The 17,096-nt window shown below is 63.0% G+C and carries 16 protein-coding genes; 7 read left to right on the top strand and 9 right to left on the bottom strand.

All coding sequences use genetic code 11. From position 1 onward, the window contains the following. Positions 1 to 86: 86 nt before the first annotated feature. From MSKU9_RS14470 to fzlA, 3 genes are read right to left on the bottom strand one after another with little or no spacing between them, the layout of a single operon-like run. Positions 87 to 1,463, bottom strand: coding sequence for an MBOAT family O-acyltransferase (locus MSKU9_RS14470; protein WP_162853826.1), 1,377 nt, complete (start codon positions 1,461 to 1,463; stop codon positions 87 to 89). Further along, positions 1,463 to 2,695 carry a BaiN/RdsA family NAD(P)/FAD-dependent oxidoreductase gene (locus tag MSKU9_RS14465; RefSeq protein ID WP_141262086.1) on the bottom strand — a complete coding sequence of 411 codons (1,233 nt, stop codon included), beginning with the start codon at positions 2,693 to 2,695 and terminating at the stop codon, positions 1,463 to 1,465. The genes MSKU9_RS14470 and MSKU9_RS14465 overlap by 1 nt, the downstream gene beginning before the upstream one ends. Before the next feature lie 4 nt (positions 2,696 to 2,699). Further along, positions 2,700 to 3,368: an FtsZ-binding protein FzlA gene (gene fzlA, locus MSKU9_RS14460; RefSeq protein WP_025437472.1), complete on the bottom strand. Its 669-nt coding sequence runs from the start codon at positions 3,366 to 3,368 to the stop codon at positions 2,700 to 2,702. A gap of 167 nt (positions 3,369 to 3,535) precedes the next feature. Between fzlA and minC the strand changes: the two genes are divergently transcribed. The 3 genes from minC to minE all read left to right on the top strand — a co-directional run bounded on the left by minC (position 3,536) and on the right by minE (position 5,471). Then, a complete protein-coding gene (gene minC, locus MSKU9_RS14455) occupies positions 3,536 to 4,270 on the top strand; it encodes a septum site-determining protein MinC (RefSeq protein ID WP_141262085.1) in 735 nt (244 codons plus the stop codon). Between the two features lie 113 nt (positions 4,271 to 4,383). Then, positions 4,384 to 5,196 carry a septum site-determining protein MinD gene (minD, locus tag MSKU9_RS14450; RefSeq protein WP_141262084.1) on the top strand — a complete coding sequence of 271 codons (813 nt, stop codon included), beginning with the start codon at positions 4,384 to 4,386 and terminating at the stop codon, positions 5,194 to 5,196. Then, a complete protein-coding gene (gene minE, locus MSKU9_RS14445; protein ID WP_141262083.1) occupies positions 5,196 to 5,471 on the top strand; it encodes a cell division topological specificity factor MinE in 276 nt (91 codons plus the stop codon). Before minD ends, minE begins: the two co-directional genes overlap by 1 nt. 43 nt (positions 5,472 to 5,514) lie before the next feature. Here minE and MSKU9_RS14440 read toward each other — a convergent pair whose 3' ends face one another. After that, positions 5,515 to 6,189, bottom strand: coding sequence for a GntR family transcriptional regulator (locus tag MSKU9_RS14440; protein WP_141262082.1), 675 nt, complete (start codon positions 6,187 to 6,189; stop codon positions 5,515 to 5,517). A 245-nt stretch (positions 6,190 to 6,434) separates the two neighbouring features. Here MSKU9_RS14440 and MSKU9_RS14435 point away from each other — a divergent pair, with 245 nt between their 5' ends. Continuing rightward, on the top strand, positions 6,435 to 7,001 hold the full coding sequence (locus MSKU9_RS14435) for a ferritin-like domain-containing protein (RefSeq protein ID WP_227002507.1): 567 nt from the start codon (positions 6,435 to 6,437) through the stop codon (positions 6,999 to 7,001). Between the two features lie 150 nt (positions 7,002 to 7,151). Next, positions 7,152 to 8,600, top strand: coding sequence for an aldehyde dehydrogenase (aldA, locus tag MSKU9_RS14430; RefSeq protein WP_141262080.1), 1,449 nt, complete (start codon positions 7,152 to 7,154; stop codon positions 8,598 to 8,600). Between the two features lie 171 nt (positions 8,601 to 8,771). Here aldA and coaA read toward each other — a convergent pair whose 3' ends face one another. After that, the gene (coaA, locus tag MSKU9_RS14425; protein ID WP_141262079.1) at positions 8,772 to 9,749 is read right to left on the bottom strand and encodes a type I pantothenate kinase; all 978 of its coding nucleotides are present in this window, start codon (positions 9,747 to 9,749) and stop codon (positions 8,772 to 8,774) included. A gap of 293 nt (positions 9,750 to 10,042) precedes the next feature. Here coaA and MSKU9_RS14420 point away from each other — a divergent pair, with 293 nt between their 5' ends. Continuing rightward, positions 10,043 to 11,368: a glycerate kinase type-2 family protein gene (locus MSKU9_RS14420; RefSeq protein ID WP_141262078.1), complete on the top strand. Its 1,326-nt coding sequence runs from the start codon at positions 10,043 to 10,045 to the stop codon at positions 11,366 to 11,368. A gap of 100 nt (positions 11,369 to 11,468) precedes the next feature. Here the strand turns inward: MSKU9_RS14420 and MSKU9_RS14415 are convergent, their stop codons facing one another. The 3 genes from MSKU9_RS14415 to MSKU9_RS14405 all read right to left on the bottom strand — a co-directional run bounded on the left by MSKU9_RS14415 (position 11,469) and on the right by MSKU9_RS14405 (position 14,606). Then, positions 11,469 to 11,837, bottom strand: a complete 369-nt coding sequence (locus tag MSKU9_RS14415; protein WP_141262212.1) for a hypothetical protein — start codon at positions 11,835 to 11,837, stop codon at positions 11,469 to 11,471. A gap of 123 nt (positions 11,838 to 11,960) precedes the next feature. Next, a complete protein-coding gene (recA, locus tag MSKU9_RS14410) occupies positions 11,961 to 13,007 on the bottom strand; it encodes a recombinase RecA (protein WP_141262077.1) in 1,047 nt (348 codons plus the stop codon). A gap of 177 nt (positions 13,008 to 13,184) precedes the next feature. Beyond that, a complete protein-coding gene (locus tag MSKU9_RS14405; protein WP_141262211.1) occupies positions 13,185 to 14,606 on the bottom strand; it encodes a gamma-glutamyltransferase in 1,422 nt (473 codons plus the stop codon). Positions 14,607 to 14,852: 246 nt separating this feature from the next. On the opposite strand from MSKU9_RS14405, the gene MSKU9_RS14400 reads away from it, so the two are divergent. Next, positions 14,853 to 15,647 carry a DsbA family protein gene (locus MSKU9_RS14400; RefSeq protein ID WP_141262076.1) on the top strand — a complete coding sequence of 265 codons (795 nt, stop codon included), beginning with the start codon at positions 14,853 to 14,855 and terminating at the stop codon, positions 15,645 to 15,647. A 56-nt stretch (positions 15,648 to 15,703) separates the two neighbouring features. On the opposite strand, the gene hemA is transcribed toward MSKU9_RS14400, so the two are convergent. Beyond that, positions 15,704 to 17,047: a 5-aminolevulinate synthase gene (hemA, locus tag MSKU9_RS14395; protein ID WP_370685935.1), complete on the bottom strand. Its 1,344-nt coding sequence runs from the start codon at positions 17,045 to 17,047 to the stop codon at positions 15,704 to 15,706. Positions 17,048 to 17,096: the final 49 nt, after the last annotated feature.

Genomic DNA, 17,096 nt, shown 5'->3' with positions numbered 1-17,096 from the left:
GACCATTACTGAATCTGGGAACTGTTGCCCTTCAATACCAGTACCCCCGACACAATACATGCCCCATACGGCAATGACACGCGATGTCAGAACTGGAAATAGATGAAGGGCTCGGGCGGCCGCCCGCCAATCAGGAACACCAGCAGCACGAAAGCAATACCTGCCGCCACCGCCATCCACGGTGCGGGCCGCAGGCGTTCGAGCACCACCTGCTGTGACACGGGACCAATCACCGCCATACACGCCGCCAGCCCCAGCACGACCGGATGCCGGATGGCGGCCCCGCTTATGCCATGCAGTCCCGCCATCGCCCCCAGCATCCGTCCTGCCGTTGCAAGGTCGGCGGCGCGGAACACCACCCATGTCAGCAGCACGAACCCGACGGTCAGCACGTACCCGCCCACGCGCGGCATGGCCTGCCCCGCCCGGTCCCACGCATGGGCCACCGCCAGTGCCGCGCCATGCAGCAGGCCCCACACGACAAAGGTCCACCCTGCCCCATGCCACACGCCCGCCAGCCACATGGTGACCATCACGTTGGCGGCCTGCCGCAGCGGCACGCAGCGGTTTCCACCCAGCGGGATGTAGATGTAATCACGCAGGAAGCGCGACAGCGTCATGTGCCACCGACGCCAGAAATCCCGCACCGATACCGCCGCATAAGGCGCGTTGAAATTGAATGGCAGGCGGATGCCCATCATCAGCGCCATGCCGATGGCCATGTCGGAATAACCCGAAAAATCAAAATAGATCTGCAGCATGTAGGCCACCGCCGCCAGCCACGCCGCCCCCATACCCGGCACATGGCCCGCATGGGCTGCATCAAACACCGGCGCGCAGATGGTGCCCAGCGTGTCGGCCAGCCCCACCTTCTTGCCAAGCCCGATCAGCAGCAGCAGGCCTCCCCGGCCAAGGTTTTCCCACATCGCGGCATTGCGGGGGTTGATGTCGAACTGCGGGATAAGTTCGTTATGCCGCACGATGGGACCAGCCACGAGTTGCGGGAAGAACGTGACGAATTCCATGAAATCCGCCAGCCGGTACACCCGCGCCTGCCCACGTCCCAGATCGACAAGGTAGGATATCTTCTGGAATATGAAAAAAGACAGCCCCAGCGGCAGCACGATGGGCCATGCCGCATGATCCAGCCCCGCCCGGTGCAGGACGCTGCCCACCAGCCAGTCGGCATATTTGAAGCCGAACAGCACGGCAAGGTTGCCCACGATCCCCACCCGCAACCAGATGCGCCGGCCGGTCCGCCCCCACAGGATGGCGATCATCTGGCTGAACCCGATCATCGCAAGCCAGAACGGCACGAAACGCCAGTCCCACAATCCATAGAACAGCATCGAGGCTGCGATGATGACACCCTGCCGCGCGGCACGACTGTCGCCCACGGCGTAATACAGACCGAGAACCAGCGGCAGGAAGACAACCAGAAACGATTGTGACGCGAACAGCATCAGCCGCCGCGTTCCGCCACCGCCTGCCCCGCCGCATGGCCGCTGGCCCATGCCCACTGGAAATTGTAGCCGCCCAGCCAGCCGGTCACGTCCACCGCTTCCCCCACCATGAACAGGCCTGGCACGTCACGCGCCTGCATATCGCGTGAGGACAGGCAGTCCGTATCCACTCCGCCGCGCGTGACCTCGGCCTTCACATAGCCTTCGGTGCCATGCGGGTTGAGCCGCCAGCTGGACAGGACGCTGGCGACATTGGCCAGCACCGCATCGGGCATGCCCGCAAGCTGCCCGTCAGGCAGGTGCGCCTGCGCCATAAGCTGGGCCAGGCGCTGCGGCAGCAGCATGGACAGCATGGCCACCCCGCCCGCACGCGGGCGATCGCGCTTGATCTCCAGCAGCCTGCGGCCGGCATCGATGCCGGGCAGCAGGTCGATGTCCAGCACCTGTCCCGGCTGCCAGTATGACGAGGCCTGCAGGATGGCAGGCCCCGACAGGCCACGATGGGTAAAGACCATACCGTCACGGAAGGTGACCTGACGCGCCTGCCGCCCTTCCCCGGCCTGGCAGGTAATGCCCACCGTGACCGACAGCCCGGCCAGCGGTTCCATCCATTCACGGTCCTGCGCGCCGAATGTCAGCGGCACAAGACCTGGCGCGGGAGGAACGATGCGCAGCCCGAACCGGCGCGCAAGGTCGTGAGCCAGCCCCGTTGCCCCCAGCTTGGGAATTGACAGGCCGCCGGTCGCGACAATCAGGTTGGGCGCATGGAAGATGCCATGATCCGTCTCGACCCGGTAATGCCCGGCCCCGTCACGCGTCACATCGATGATACGGTGCGATACCCGCACATCCACCTGCCCCGCCGCGCATTCGCGCCGCAGCATGTCCACGATGTCGCGTGCCGAACGGTCACAGAACAGCTGACCCGCCGCCTTTTCATGCCACGGGATGCGATGGCGCTGCACCATGTCCAGGAAATCGGCGGGCGTGTACCGCGCCAGCGCCGATTTGGCGAAATGCGGGTTGGCGGACAGGAACTGCCCCGCCCCGGTATCCATATTGGTGAAATTGCACCGGCCACCGCCGGAAATCAGGATCTTGCGGCCCGCATGCGGCGCATGGTCCAGCACCAGCACCCGCGCGCCCGCCTGCCCTGCCGTAGCGGCCGCCATAAGGCCCGCGGCCCCGGCCCCCAGCACGATGGCGCTGAAACCGGCGGTCTGTGCTGTCATATCTTTAGAAATCCAGATCCGCGTAATGGGCGGGAGGGGTGAAACCGGTGATGCGGTCCTGTAGCAGGGCACGGAAACACGGGCGGCTCTTGACGCGGGCGTACCAGTCCTTGGCCGCGGGTGCGCGCGACCAGTCCACGTCATCAAGGAAATCAAGGCAGGACAGGTGGGCGGCTGCGGCGAAATCCGCCATCGACAGCATGTTGCCCGCCAGCCACTGCCGCGTTTCGGCCAGCCAGTCGATATAGGACAGATGGGTGCGGATATTGGCATACCCCGCGCGCAGGGCAGCGCCATCAGGGTTGCCCTTGCCCGAAATACGCTTCATCACCTTTTCATTGAGCAGGTTGCGCGACACTTCTGCCCCGAACTTCTCGTCGAACCAGACCACCAGCCTGCGCACCTCCACCCGTTCGGCCAGCGTGCGGCCCAGCAGCGGGGTGTCGGGATAGGCTTCCTCCAGATATTCGCAGATGACCCACGAATCGGGAATGCACAACCCGTTGCTTTCCTGTAGCATGGGCACCGTGCCTGCAGGATTGCGGTCAAGGTATTCAGGGCGGCGTTCCCACACACGCTCGGTCTTGAGTTCGAACGGCAAGCGCTTTTCCCCCAGCACGAGGCGGACCTTGCGGGAATAGGGGGACAGGGGAAGGTGGTAAAGGATGCGCATGTTCCCGCTTTATTGCATTGTCCCGCCATTCGCCAAGCCCCGAGTGCGCAGGCATGGAAAAGTATGGATGCATGACAGGTTAATAAGGCATCCGCCCCTCGACAGTTACCGCATGGCACGGTAGCTGGAAACAACACGTCCCATTCACCAGACAGGACAGGATAACGTTGCCCGACGAACTGCGTCCCACACCGAAAATCCGCGCACGCGGACGGTCGTTCCTTGCCCTGGTGCTGTCGCCTGAACCCGTGCTGGCCGACTGGCTGGCCGGGCTTGATGCGCAGATCGCGCGTTCAAGCACATTCTTTGCCGGCAAGCCGGTCATCCTTGACCTGTCCCTGCTGGACGCCACGACGGAAGGACTGGCCGACCTCTATCCTGCGCTGTGCGCGCGCGGCATCCGCGTCATCGGCATAGAAGGCGGCGATGCCTCATGGGCCGCCTGCGCCGGCTGGGACTGGCCATCGGGGTTCATGGGCGGCCGTGCATCCGGCGCCGTGGAAATACCCGATGACGCTGCTCCCGCACAGCCCCAGCCGCCACGCGGGTCGTCCATGATCATCGAACAGCCCATCCGTTCGGGGCAGGTCATCATGAACCCCGACGGCGACATCATCATCGTAGGCTCCGTCGGGTCGGGCGCCGAGGTAACGGCCGGCGGGTCGATCCATGTCTATGGTCCGCTGCGCGGCCGCGCCATCGCGGGCATGAACGGTCAGCCCGACGCCCGCATATTCGCCCATTCCATGCAGGCGGAACTGCTGGCGATCGACGGATATTACATAACTGCGGAGGAAATTGATCCGCAGTATGTTGAAAAACCCGCGCAGATCGTCCTCACTAATGACACACTTGTGGTGCAGCCGCTTGTGCCGTCTGCCTTTCCCGTGCGCAAACGCTAGGCAGGCACCCGACAGTCTCCCGTCACGCTCCTTACGCGTGCCAACCATCCAACCGTATCCATCAGGTCATGAACAAGAAAACACCCCCTAAAAGCGGACAAGGAAGTACCTCAATGGCAAAAGTGCTGGTTGTCACATCCGGCAAGGGAGGCGTCGGGAAGACCACCTCAACCGCTGCATTGGGCGCCGCACTGGCACAGACCGGGCAGAATGTCGTCGTAGTCGATTTTGATGTCGGCCTGCGCAACCTCGACCTCGTGATGGGGGCCGAACGGCGGGTCGTGTTCGACCTGATCAACGTGATCCAGGGCGACGCCAAGCTGTCGCAGGCGCTGATCCGTGACAAGCGCATCGAGACGCTGTCGATCCTGCCCGCGTCCCAGACGCGCGACAAGGACGCCCTGACGGCCGAAGGCGTTGCCCGCGTCATGCAGGAACTGCGTGAGAAATTCGACTGGGTGGTCTGTGACAGCCCCGCCGGGATCGAACGCGGCGCGCAACTGGCCATGTACCATGCCGACCACGCCATTGTCGTGACCAACCCCGAAGTGTCGTCCGTGCGCGACAGTGACCGGATCATCGGCATGCTGGACAGCACGACCGAAAAGGCGAAGGGCGGCGGCAAGATTGAAAAGCACCTGCTGCTGACCCGCTACGACCCTGCGCGCGCGGCACGCGGCGAGATGCTGCGGATCGAGGACGTGCTGGAAATCCTGTCCATCCCGCTGCTGGGCATCATTCCCGAAAGCGAGGAAGTGCTGCGTGCGTCGAACCTTGGCGCGCCGGTCACGTTAAGCAGTCCCGACAGCCCGCCTGCCCGTGCCTATGCCGAAGCCGCGCGCCGGCTGGAAGGGGAGAAGCTGGAAATCACGGTCCCGACCGAACGCAGGGGACTGTTCGCACGCCTGTTCAAGGGGAAAAGCTGATGAGCTTGTTTGGTTCCCTTTTTGGTCGCGGCACGAAAACATCCGCCCCTGTTGCCCGCGACAGGCTGCAGATCCTGCTGGCGCATGAACGTACGGGAGAAGGCAATGAATCCGACCTCCTGTCCAAGCTGCAGGCGGAGATCCTGGAAGTCATCAAGCGGCATATCCCTGTCGAGCAGGAAAAGGTGCAGGTAAAGCTGGACCGCGGCAATTCCGTCTCGATGCTGGAAATCGACATCGAGGTACCGCAGATCCGCACGCCGGGCCGCCCGTAAGGGCCCGGCCCGGCCGGGTTTACACCCCGTTCAGGACGGCCCGTCAGGACAGGCGGGGTTCGATCCAGCGGCGCGCGTGTTCGAAATCGCGCGTGACCGCCGCCTGCGCCGCCTCCACATCTCGCTGGCGCAGGGCTGCGATCAGGTCGTCATGCGGGTGGGTGCGCCCTTCATGCTGCATCTGGATCATGGGACGTGACAGGGCATAGATCGGCCCGATCCGCATCCACAGGTTGCGCAGGATGGTCGCTGTCAGGGGGAGTTCGGCCAGTGTCGCCACCGTAGTATGGAAATCGGCGTTGAACGCCGCCATGCCCCCGTCATCGCATGCGTGCGATGCATTCATGAACTGCTGCTGCAGGATGACCAGCGCCTCGATCCCATGATCGGACGCACGCTGGGCGGCAGCGGCGGCAAGGCGCATTTCCAGATCAACACGCAGATCATGGATTTCGGCAAAACTGCGCTGGGTCATGGCAGGCACGACGGCGGTATTGCGGTCGTTGAGTTCCAGTGCATGTTCGGACACAAGGCGCAGCAGCGCCTCACGCACGGGGGTGGGGCTTAGCCCCAGTTCCGCCGCCAGCGGTCGCAGCACCAGCCGTTCGCCCGAGCGGTAACGGCTGCGGATCAGCCCGCGACGCACATGCTCATAGGCGTCGTCGCTCAACGCGCGGCGGGGAGGCTTTTCAGACTGGCCTGCGCTGAATGATACCATGCCGTTTACTTCATCCTTAATGCAAATAGGTCTTATTAGTACAGATCAATAATGATCTGGACGTGAATGGCAACGCCTGACGTAACGAAAAACCCGTTTTTCCCGCATTTAGACCGTTTGCGGACTGTCCCGACCTCAAAACCGCCCTGTGAAGGAACCCCTTTCCGCCCGGCCCGTTAGCACCAGCAATGATCCGTAACGGACATGCCGTCACCTGTATGCCCGGAACCGACAAGGAGAACATCATGTCCGAGACAGGCGAAAATACGTTCCTGACCGATGTACAGACCCTGCGTGAACGCGCGAAGAAGGCAATCGAGAAAGGTGCCCTCACCCCCGCATATCAGGGCAATGTCCAGACCGCGATCGACCTGCTGCAGACTGTCGTTGCGACCGAACTTGTGTGTGTGCTGCGCTATACCATGCATTCCATTTCCGTCACGGGCATTACCAGCGAAAGTGTCGCAAGCGAATTCGCGACCCACGCCAAGGAAGAGCGTGCCCATATGATGTGGGCGGCCGACCGTATCGACCAGCTTGGCGGTGTTCCCAACCTGTCACCCGAAGGACTGGCGACCCGCTCCGCCACCGAATATGGCGATGGCGGCAATCTGGTGGAAATGGTGCGCCAGAACCTTGTGGCCGAACGGCTGGTCATCGAACATTACCGCGAACTGATCCGCTATTTTGCCGACCATGACCCGACAACGCGGATCATGCTTGAAAAGATCCTTGCGGAAGAAGAAGAACATGCAACCGACATGCATGACCTGCTGGTAGCCCACGAAGGCCGTCCCTTCCTGCAGTCCTGACCTTCTCCCGCCTGTTTCCTTCCGCCTGCCCTGCCACCGCGCATGCCTCCCCTGCACCGGACCACACCGGTGCGGGTGGCGTTGCCGCGCGCGGCGTCCCGCCGTATGGCAGGCAACTTTCTACTACTGACTGAAAACGGAGATTTCCCCATGACCAAGCCAAAAAACCATGATCTGTTCATTGGTGGCGCATGGTCCAAGGCCGACAATACCGAACGCGATACCATCCGTAATCCCGCAACTGGGGAAGTACTGGCCCATGTGGCGGTCGCGGGTAAACACGACGTCAACCGCGCCCTGCAGACCGCGCAGGACGCCTTTCCCGCATGGAGCCGACAGGTTGCGACCGACCGGGCGGATTACCTGTATCGCCTGATTGAACTGATCCGGCGCGATACGGAAAAGCTGGCGCGCATCATCACGTCCGAAAACGGCAAGCCGCTGAAGGAGGCCCGGATCGAGGTCAGTTTTGCCATCCAGTTGATCCGCTTCGCCGCTGAAAACGTCCGTCGGCTGGAAGGCAACATCATCCCCGGCAGCCGCCCCGGTGAGAAAATCCTGATCGAAAAAATCCCCCACGGTGTGGTGGCCGGTATTTCGGCATGGAATTTTCCCCTTGCCCTGACCGCGCGCAAGCTGGGTCCGGCGCTGGCGGCGGGCAATACCTTTGTCATCAAGCCGCATGAACTGACCCCGCTTTCGACCCTGGCGCTGGCCGAACTGTCGGTTGAAGCCGGTTTCCCAAAAGGGATCTTCAATGTCGTGACCGGCGGTGGTGTGACCGTGGGCAACGCACTGGTGACCAGCCCGATCACGAAGCTGATCACCATGACCGGCAGCACACCCGCGGGCCGCAAGATCATGGCCGCCGCATCCGAAGGGCTGAAGGAAGTCCGGCTGGAACTGGGTGGCAAGGCCCCGTTCATCGTGATGGAGGATGCGGATATCGACGCCGCCGTGAATGCCGCCGTCGCCGCGCGATTCATGAATTGTGGCCAGGTCTGCACCGCCAATGAACGCACCTATGTCCATACGGCGGTCTATGATGATTTCCTGAAGCGCCTGCGCACGAAGGTCGAAGCCCTGAAAACCGGCAACCCACTGGATGAAAACACCGACATGGGGCCGAAGATCAGCGCGCAGGAACTTGAAAAGGTCGACGCCATGGTACGCAGGGCCGTGGAACAGGGGGCAAAGGTTGAACTGGGTGGCAGGCGCCTGACGGGCGGAGACTATGACAAGGGCAATTTCTATGCCCCCACGCTGCTGACCAACGTGAAAGGCGACATGGACATTGTGCGCAACGAGGTATTCGGTCCCGTGCTGTCACTGATCCGTGTCAGGGACTTTGATGACGCCATCGCCCAGGCCAACAATTCGCGTTACGGCCTGTCGGCCTACATGTTCACGCAGAATCTGAAAAACATCATGCGCATGACCAATGAACTCAACTTTGGTGAGATTTACGTCAACCGCGAAGGTGGCGAGGCCGCGCAGGGTTTCCACCACGGCTATGGCGACAGCGGCATCGGCGGGGAAGACGGCCAGTACGGGCTGGAAGCCTATGTCGATACCAAGACCGTTTACCTGAACGCATAAGGCAGACGGTACGACACCACACGCCATGGGCGGCCGGGAGCAATCCTGGCCGCCTTTTTATTGCCCTTAGCATCCACCAGCCATGAAAAGTCTTTGGTGAAGCTTTTTGCAAAAAGGCGGCACCCAGAAACTTTCATTCTTTTTATCAATCGGTGGTTTTGAAATGCCGTCTTAAATCTGGCGCATCCACACCGTATCGATCGCGTGGCTGGGGCTTTTGTGCATGACCACGCGGGCACGTTCGCGCGTGGGCAGGATATTCTGCTGCAGGTTGGGCAGGTTGATGCGCCGCCAGATATCATGCGCCATACGCGCGGCCTCATCGGGTGCCAGGTCGGCGCAGTGGTGAAAATAGGATGTCGGCTTGCGGAACGCCGTGCGCTGCAGGGACAGGAAACGCCTTACGTACCAGTCCTCGATCACCTGTGTATCGGCATCCAGATAAATGGAAAAATCGAAGAAATCGGACGCCATGAACGGCTGTTCGGATACGGTCTGCAGCACGTTCAGCCCCTCGAATATCAGGATGTCGGGCTGGTCGATCACCTGATAGCGGTCGGGCACGATATCATAGGCTTCGTGCGAATAGACCGGCACCTTCAGGTTACGTTCCCCCGCCTTCAGCGCGGCGAGGAAGGCAATCATCTGCCGCAGGTCATAGCTTTCGGGAAAGCCCTTGCGGTGCATGAGGTGGCGCCGCTCCAGCTCACGGGTGGAATGCAGGAAGCCATCGGTGGTGACCAGCGCCACATTCGGGTGGTCGGGCCAGCGCGACAGCACCGCCTGCAGCAGGCGGGCGAACGTACTCTTGCCCACGCCCACACTGCCCGCGATACCGATCACGAACGGCATGGTCACCGCCGGTGCGCCGATAAAGGCGCTCTTGACCATGTTGTTCATGCTGCGCGTCGCCATGACATGCAGGTTGAGCAGGCGCGAAAGCGGCAGGTAGACCTCGGTTATGTCTTCCAGCGAGACCGGCTCGTTATGCCCCCGCAGGGCGGCGATGTCCGCCTCCCCCAGCGACTGGGGCACATTCGCGCGCAGTGCCGCCCATTCCGGACGTGGAAAGATCAGATAAGGCTGCACCATCCCATGGGGCGGATGCGTGGAGGTGACAGGACGCGCGTCCAGCACACAGTTCTCCATGCCCTTGTCCTTTCTGCTGTGGCGCCTGCGCGTGGGTGCAGGCCATCTGCCGCGTATCACCATCGCCCCCGCCAATCCATATGTCAGCCCCCCAATTTAGCGTGTGTAACCCCCCGCAGGCCGGGCTTTCCCCGCATCCTGATACAGACGTGATAATTGTGACACACTGTCCCCTGCTGCATGGATGGTATGGAACCGGCGCAGGGGCCAGTGCGCATCCCGCCCGCACACCATGCGTTATGATATGCACCCGGTCCGCACCGGTGCATGCATGAAGGATCTGGACCACTGCAATGAACGACGCCACCATCCACCCGTTTTCCGCCACACCACGTATCACCACGGCCACGGACTGGACGGACGACCATGCGCGCACGGCCCTGCGCCGCATACTGGATGCCGCCATCCGCAGCGCCATGCCCGATGTCGTTCTGGCGCGCTACCTGCCACAGCGGCCAAAGGGAAAATGCATGGTAGTCGGCGCGGGCAAGGCCGCCGCATCCATGGCGGCTGCACTGGAACAGGCATGGCCTGATGTGGACCTGACGGGATGCGTGGTGACGCGCGACGGACATATGGCCCCCACGCGCCGCATCCGCGTGCTGGAAGCCAGCCATCCCGTGCCCGACAGCCGGAGTGAGGCTGCCGCGCAGACCATGATGGCCGAAGTGGCGGGGCTGGGACCGGATGATCTTGTCATCGCCCTGATTTCGGGCGGAGGATCGGCGCTGCTGGAACTACCGGCGGATGGCCTGACACTGGATGACATTCGCGCGGTCAACCATGCCCTGCTGCATTCCGGGGCCAGCATACGCGACATGAACGTGGTGCGCCGCCACCTGTCGGCCATCAAGGGTGGAGGTCTGGCTGCCGCCGCCAGTCCCGCACGTGTGGTGACACTGGCCATAAGCGACGTGCCGGGGGACGACCCGCTGACCATCGCCAGCGGCCCGACCGTGGCCGATCCCACCACGTCAGCCGATGCCCGGTCCATCATCACGCATTACGGCATTACCGTGCCCGATGCGGTGCAGCGCGTGCTCATGCGCCCTCCGATCACCAGCACGCTTTCCCCGCGCAATCGCTATACCCTTGTTTCCACGCCGTTCATGGCGTTGCAGGCCGCCGCCAGCACGGCGCGTGAACTGGGGCTGACCCCTCTGGTCCTTGGCGATGCACTGGAAGGGGAAAGCCGCGACGCGGGCACGTTCATGGCGGGCATCGCCCTGTCCGCACGCCAGCATGGCATGCCGGTGGCGGGGCCTGCGGTGCTGCTGTCAGGCGGCGAGACGACGGTAACCATCAACCCCGCCCTTCCCCCGCCGGGACGGGGAGGACGCAATACGGAATTCCTGCTGTCCATGGCCAATACCCTGCAGGGGCATGAGGGGATCTGGGCGATTGCGGCGGATAGTGACGGCATTGACGGGACCGAGGACGCGGCAGGCGCCATCATCACCCCCACCACCCTGTCCCGTGCCCGCGCACTGGGGTGTGACCCACGTGCCTGTCTGCGCGGGCATGACAGCTACACGCTGTTCCAGCAGACAGGCGATCTGATCATGACCGGCCCCACCCTGACCAACGTGAACGATATCCGGGCCGTGCTGGTTATTTGAAGAGCATTGCAGAAACCTGAAAAAAGTTTCTGGTGAAGCTTTGTTGAAAAAACTTCAAAGGAACGCCGCCTTTTTGAAAAAAGGCGGCACTCAAAACTTTTTAGTGACTGCCCTGCCCCTGCTTGCCGTAACTGACCTGGGTGTCGGGCACGACAAAATGCTTGCCATCGTTACTGTCGGACCCGCTATCGTCATCCCCGGCCTGATTAGGGTCATATCCTGAAGATATCATCTGCATTGCCGCCGCATCGGGCGGGGCGTGATAGGCTTCGGTGCCGGTTTCATCAGTTGGATCGGGCGGCCTGGGCAGGTGCCGCGACAACGGGCGCAGCGCATCTCGGGCATGGTCAACATGCCGCGCGCGCCCATGGGAGCCCAGCGGTGGCGGGGATTCATCCACATCGGCTGGATCATTATTGTCGTCCTGCCCCCCGCTACAGGCGGCAAGGCAGGCCAGCAATCCGATCATCGCAAGACGCGGTTTCATTCCGGCTGTCCCCACCCCCGTTTTTTCAGTTCCCGCCCCGTGCGCTGATGCGATAACACACGGGCAAAAAACGATAGCCTGCCATAACGGGACAGGCCAAGGGGATCAATGCTCGGCGCCATCCTCATCGGGGCCAACCAGCATGGCTTCCGCCACCACGCCTGCCTGTTCACGCACGCGGCGTTCGATATCAGCCGCCATTTCAGGATGTTCGCGCAGGAACTGCTTGGCGTTTTCACGCCCCTGCCCGATGCGCTGGCTGTCACAGGAGAACCATGCCCCGGATTTTTCGACAATACCCGCCTTTACACCAAGGTCGATCAGTTCACCGACCTTGCTGATCCCTTCGCCATACATGATGTCGAATTCAACCTGACGGAAGGGGGGCGCCATCTTGTTCTTGACCACTTTCACGCGCGTCTGGTTGCCAGTGACTTCGTCCTTGTCCTTGATCGAGCCGATACGGCGGATGTCCATGCGCACGGAAGCGTAGAATTTCAGTGCGTTACCACCCGTCGTGGTTTCGGGGCTGCCGAACATCACACCGATCTTGAGCCGGATCTGGTTAAGGAAGATCAGCATGGTGTTTGAACGCGAGACGGAACCCGTCAGCTTGCGCAGCGCCTGGCTCATCAGGCGCGCATGCAGGCCCACATGGCTGTCGCCCATGTCACCTTCCAGTTCCGCGCGCGGCACAAGGGCCGCCACACTATCCACCACCAGCACGTCAACCGCACCGGAACGAACCAGCGTGTCGGCAATCTCCAGCGCCTGTTCACCCGCGTCGGGCTGGCTGATCAGCAGGTTATCGACGTCCACCCCCAGCTTGCGGGCATAACCGGGGTCAAGCGCATGCTCGGCGTCGATGAAGGCGCAGGTGCCCCCCTTGCGCTGGGCTTCCGCAATGGCGTGCAGCGCCATGGTGGTCTTGCCTGAACTTTCGGGGCCATAGATCTCGATAATACGGCCACGCGGCAGGCCGCCAATTCCCAGTGCGATATCCAGACCCAGCGACCCGGTGGAAATCACGTCCACCTGTTCGGTCGGGCGTTCGCCCATGCGCATGATCGAACCCTTGCCGAATGCACGTTCGATCTGGCTCAAGGCCCCTTCCAGGGCCTTGCTTTTGTCTATACCCGGAGCCTGTGCCATTGCTGCCTACCCTGATGCTTGAAAAAATGAAGTCTGACCCGGCATCCTGCGCTGCGCCACCTATCGGAAACAGGTGGCAGGTCATGCAGTCCAATATGGAACAAAACGGGATCATTTACAATGCCCCCGTTCACCCCCGCCGGGAATAATGGTGCCCGACCGGCCTGAATCCGTGGCCTAGCGTGGCCCCATGGCCAGGCCCGCGCCACGCGGATCGGTTGCGGCGGTGCAGGTGCTGGCGTCACCCGGCAGACCGTGCGGGCACGATACAGCATTGATGCGGCCCTGGGCCGTAACCGGATGGGCGTCGGGCGTCTGGCCCGCCAGTATCTGGTGCATGGCGATACCCACGGCAGCGGCGGCGTCATTCTGGCCAGACCCGGCCGCCACGGCGCGGAAGGCACGGCCCTGACTGGCGATGGCCGCCGTAAACAGCGGCAGCGGCAGGCGTGCGGGGGATGCGCCCAGCACGATACCGGTATTGCCCGCCATGCGCCCGGTGCCAAACAGGTTGTCCATGCTCAGGCTGCACGCCACGGCCATGCCCGAATGGTCAACCACGGTAAATGAAGTGGAAGCCGGAAGCGAGGGCAGCCCACCGCCGCTTCCTCCACCACCGTTGACGAAAGCCTGTGCGCGGGCCGTCATGTCATCGCCCGTGCCACTGGCATGGTTGCCATTCTGCGCCCGCCATGCCGCGACACTGGCCTGTGCACGCGTCGCCGCATCGGACGATGACGCGGCCCGGAACGCCACGGCACTGCCCAGGCCACCGTCGGCCGGTGGCGGCAGGAAGGCGACCTGCATGTCCCCGCTGCTCAGGCTCAGGGGCAGGCGCTCTGACGGGATGGCGCTGCGCATGTCGGACATCTGCAACCCGCCGCCCGCGCCCTGGCTGCCCGCGACAAAGGACTGCCCCAGCGCGCCATTATACAGGTCACCCACGCCCATGCTGCGGATCTGGTCCAGCGCACCGGAAAGATGGGTCTGCACCAGCGCATCCCCTTCCGCCAGTGCCTTGCCGTCCGAACGGCTGAATACCGCGCGGATGCCCGGGTCGGCCAGCAGCGGTACCTGCACCGCGGCCAGGTCACCGGCCAGCTGCCGGCTGACATTGATGCCGTTGGCCGCCAGTGCGATCGCATCAGGCACCAGTTCCGCGAACGCGGCGGACCCGTACTGCAGGTGCATGAGATACAGCCCGCGCGCCAGCATCGGAACTGCGGCCGGTCGGTCGGCATGCGGCATGTCGGGGGCCGTCACCGTACCCGCGACAGGCAGGAACATGAAGGCGCGGCCCCCGTTCTGGTCGCCCGGACGGTAGGCAAGGCACGCGCCGCCCGAACCCAGCGACGCACGTGACGGCAGCGTTACCGACAGCGCCAGCCCCATGGCCGTGGCCGCATCCGCCGCGTTGCCACCACGCTGCAGGATATCGCGTCCGACCAGCGTCGCCTGCGGTTCATCCGACGAAACCGTGCCGATCAGCTGACCGGGGGACGGACCAAACATGTGCGACACAAGCCGCATGGGCGAATAGCGGTGCCCGGCGCAACCGGCAACCGAGACGGCCAGAACAGCCGAAAGCGCCGTACGCATATACCGACGGGCAACAGGGGTGATCGAATGCTCTGGCACGCAACACTTCTCCAATGGGCAGGTCGGCTTTGATGAACCGGACGGGTCGTTGCACGACCGCGCGATCATGGCAGCCCCATCACGACTTACCGGCCTTACGGGCCGTGGGCAACAGGCAGCCTGCCCCGTTCCCCACCATCGCCCATTCCTTTCGTGTGCCCGATCCTTTACAGACACATTATCCTGACATGACAACGGAGCAAACCCGTGACATTCATTTCCCCCCGCCGGTACCGCCCGCGCCTGCTGAATGCCCTGCTGGCCGTGGGGGCGATGACCGTTACGGCCACCGCCGCACCCGGCACGGGACATGCCGCCGACACCACCAGCTTTACCCCCGCACAGCGGCAGGAAATCGTGGAAATCATGCGCAACGCGCTGAAAACCGATCCCACCATCCTGTCCGATGCAATCACGGCGCTGCGCAACAACGCCAATGCGGCACAGCAGAACGCCGCCCGCAGCGCACTGGAAAGCCACCGCGCCGACCTGCTGACGCCTGCGGCCAGCGATGCGATACTGGGAAATGCGGCAGGGCATACAACGGTTGTGGAATTCTATGACCCGCGCTGCCCATACTGCCGCAAGGTGCTGCCCGACCTTGATCGCCTTGCAAAGGAAGACAGGGACCTGCGGATCGTGGAAAAGGTCATTCCCGTGCTGGGACAGAACAGCCTGATCGCATCACAGGCACTGGTGGCCGCCTTCGTTCAGGGTGGCCAGCCCGCATATTTCCGCATGCAGGCAGCCATCATGAATGATTCCGTCACCCCCACTGCCGACCGGATGCGCACGCTGGCCACCCAGTCCGGGCTGAATGCCGCGACACTGGCCAGTGACATGAACGGTCCCAGGGTCACGGGCATCCTGCAGGCGAACATGGAACTGGCCCGCGCCATCGGGCTGGACGGCACGCCGACCTTCGTCTTCAACGCCCGCCAGATCATTCCGGGCGCGGTCAGCTACGATGACCTGAAAAAGGCGATTGCGCAGAGCCGCTGACCCACACGCCTCCATGTCAGCCCGCGCCCCGGCCATGCCGGGCGCGGGCCAACGGGTCAGGCCATGGCGGCGACAGGCTGCGGTGCAAGGTCGTTGATGCGCAGCAGACGGGACAGGGCCGTCACCATGTCGTCCATCATCTCATCCGTATGGAACGGTCCCGGCGTCAGACGCAGGCGTTCGGTGCCACGCGGCACGGTGGGATAATTGATGGGGGTTGCGTAAATCCCGTAATCGTTGAGCAGACGGTCGCTCAGCTCACGGCAGCGCTGGGCGTCGCCCACCGGGATCGGCACGATATGGCTTGGCGTCATGGTAAAGGGAATGCCTGCCTTGCGCAGCTTTTCGCGGAAGGTGTTGACGCGTTCGAACATGCGTTCGCGCCGCCAGCCATCCTTGCGCACCAGCCGCACGCTGGCCAGAGCCGCCGCGACAACCGCGGGCGGCAGGGCGGTGGTAAAGATGAAACCCGAAGCCGCAAGGCGCAGGTATTCGACAATATCGCTGGTCGCGGTGATGTAGCCACCATGCACGCCAAACCCCTTGGCCAGCGTGCCTTCGATGATGTCCACCTGATCGGCCACGCCGTCACGTTCCGACACGCCACCGCCCTGATCCCCGTACAGGCCCACGGCATGCACTTCGTCCAGATATGTGATGGCGCCATACTTGCGCGCCAGCGCGCATGTCCCGGCGATATCGGAAATGTCGCCATCCATGGAATACACGCTTTCAAACGCGATCAGCTTGGGCGCATCCCTGGGGGCCGCGGCCAGCTTGGCTTCCAGGTCGGCAAGGTCGTTATGTTCGTAGATGACCGTGGTTGAACCGCGCGCGCCCTTGATCCCCGCGATCATGGAGGCATGGTTCAGCCGGTCGGAAAAACAGATCCAGCCGGGCATGCTGCTCAGGATCGTCTGCAGGGTCGCCTGGTTGGAGACATAACCGGACACGAACAGCAGCCCCGCCTCCTTGCCGTGCAGGTCGGCCATTTCGGCTTCCAGCGCGGTATGGACCGGACTGGTGCCCGCGATGTTGCGCGTGCCACCCGCACCCGCGCCATGTTCGTGGATTGCCTGAATGGCGGCTTCGACCACCACCGGATCGACGCCCATGCCCAGATAGTCGTTGGAGGACCAGACCACGACCTCCCGATCCTGCGGGCAGGCGGGGGTTGACGGAGTGGCCTGTGTTTCCGGCTGGTCATACAGGGGATAACGCTCGGCCTGGCGTGCCAGTGGGGTGAACTGCCGGTATCGACCCTGCGCGCGGATATTCTCCAGCGCCGTCCGGCAGAACCGGAAGAACGGATGCCCATCCACTTGATTACTGGACACTGCTGCTTTTCTCCATGCACACCCCGGTCTGTTCACGGGGTCTTCATTTATGATGGCCACCATCACGGATGACCCGCGCCGGGGGGATGATGTCCCCTCACGCGGCGCTATC

Source organism: Komagataeibacter diospyri (assembly GCF_006538165.1).
Taxonomy (GTDB): Bacteria; Pseudomonadota; Alphaproteobacteria; order Acetobacterales; family Acetobacteraceae; genus Komagataeibacter; species Komagataeibacter diospyri.
The sequence above is the reverse complement of the archived record's forward strand: the minus strand, read 5'-3'. Positions and strand labels throughout refer to the sequence as shown.

Coding starts and splice junctions, on each gene's coding strand:
- MSKU9_RS14470 (WP_162853826.1), bottom strand. CDS start 1,463: ATGCTGTTCGCGTCACAATCGTTTCTGGTTGTCTTCCTGCCGCTGGTT.
- MSKU9_RS14465 (WP_141262086.1), bottom strand. CDS start 2,695: ATGACAGCACAGACCGCCGGTTTCAGCGCCATCGTGCTGGGGGCCGGG.
- fzlA (WP_025437472.1), bottom strand. CDS start 3,368: ATGCGCATCCTTTACCACCTTCCCCTGTCCCCCTATTCCCGCAAGGTC.
- minD (WP_141262084.1), top strand. CDS start 4,384: ATGGCAAAAGTGCTGGTTGTCACATCCGGCAAGGGAGGCGTCGGGAAG.
- minE (WP_141262083.1), top strand. CDS start 5,196: ATGAGCTTGTTTGGTTCCCTTTTTGGTCGCGGCACGAAAACATCCGCC.
- MSKU9_RS14440 (WP_141262082.1), bottom strand. CDS start 6,189: ATGGTATCATTCAGCGCAGGCCAGTCTGAAAAGCCTCCCCGCCGCGCG.
- MSKU9_RS14435 (WP_227002507.1), top strand. CDS start 6,435: ATGTCCGAGACAGGCGAAAATACGTTCCTGACCGATGTACAGACCCTG.
- aldA (WP_141262080.1), top strand. CDS start 7,152: ATGACCAAGCCAAAAAACCATGATCTGTTCATTGGTGGCGCATGGTCC.
- coaA (WP_141262079.1), bottom strand. CDS start 9,749: ATGGAGAACTGTGTGCTGGACGCGCGTCCTGTCACCTCCACGCATCCG.
- MSKU9_RS14420 (WP_141262078.1), top strand. CDS start 10,043: ATGAACGACGCCACCATCCACCCGTTTTCCGCCACACCACGTATCACC.
- MSKU9_RS14415 (WP_141262212.1), bottom strand. CDS start 11,837: ATGATCGGATTGCTGGCCTGCCTTGCCGCCTGTAGCGGGGGGCAGGAC.
- recA (WP_141262077.1), bottom strand. CDS start 13,007: ATGGCACAGGCTCCGGGTATAGACAAAAGCAAGGCCCTGGAAGGGGCC.
- MSKU9_RS14405 (WP_141262211.1), bottom strand. CDS start 14,606: ATGCGTACGGCGCTTTCGGCTGTTCTGGCCGTCTCGGTTGCCGGTTGC.
- hemA (WP_370685935.1), bottom strand. CDS start 17,047: ATGGTGGCCATCATAAATGAAGACCCCGTGAACAGACCGGGGTGTGCA.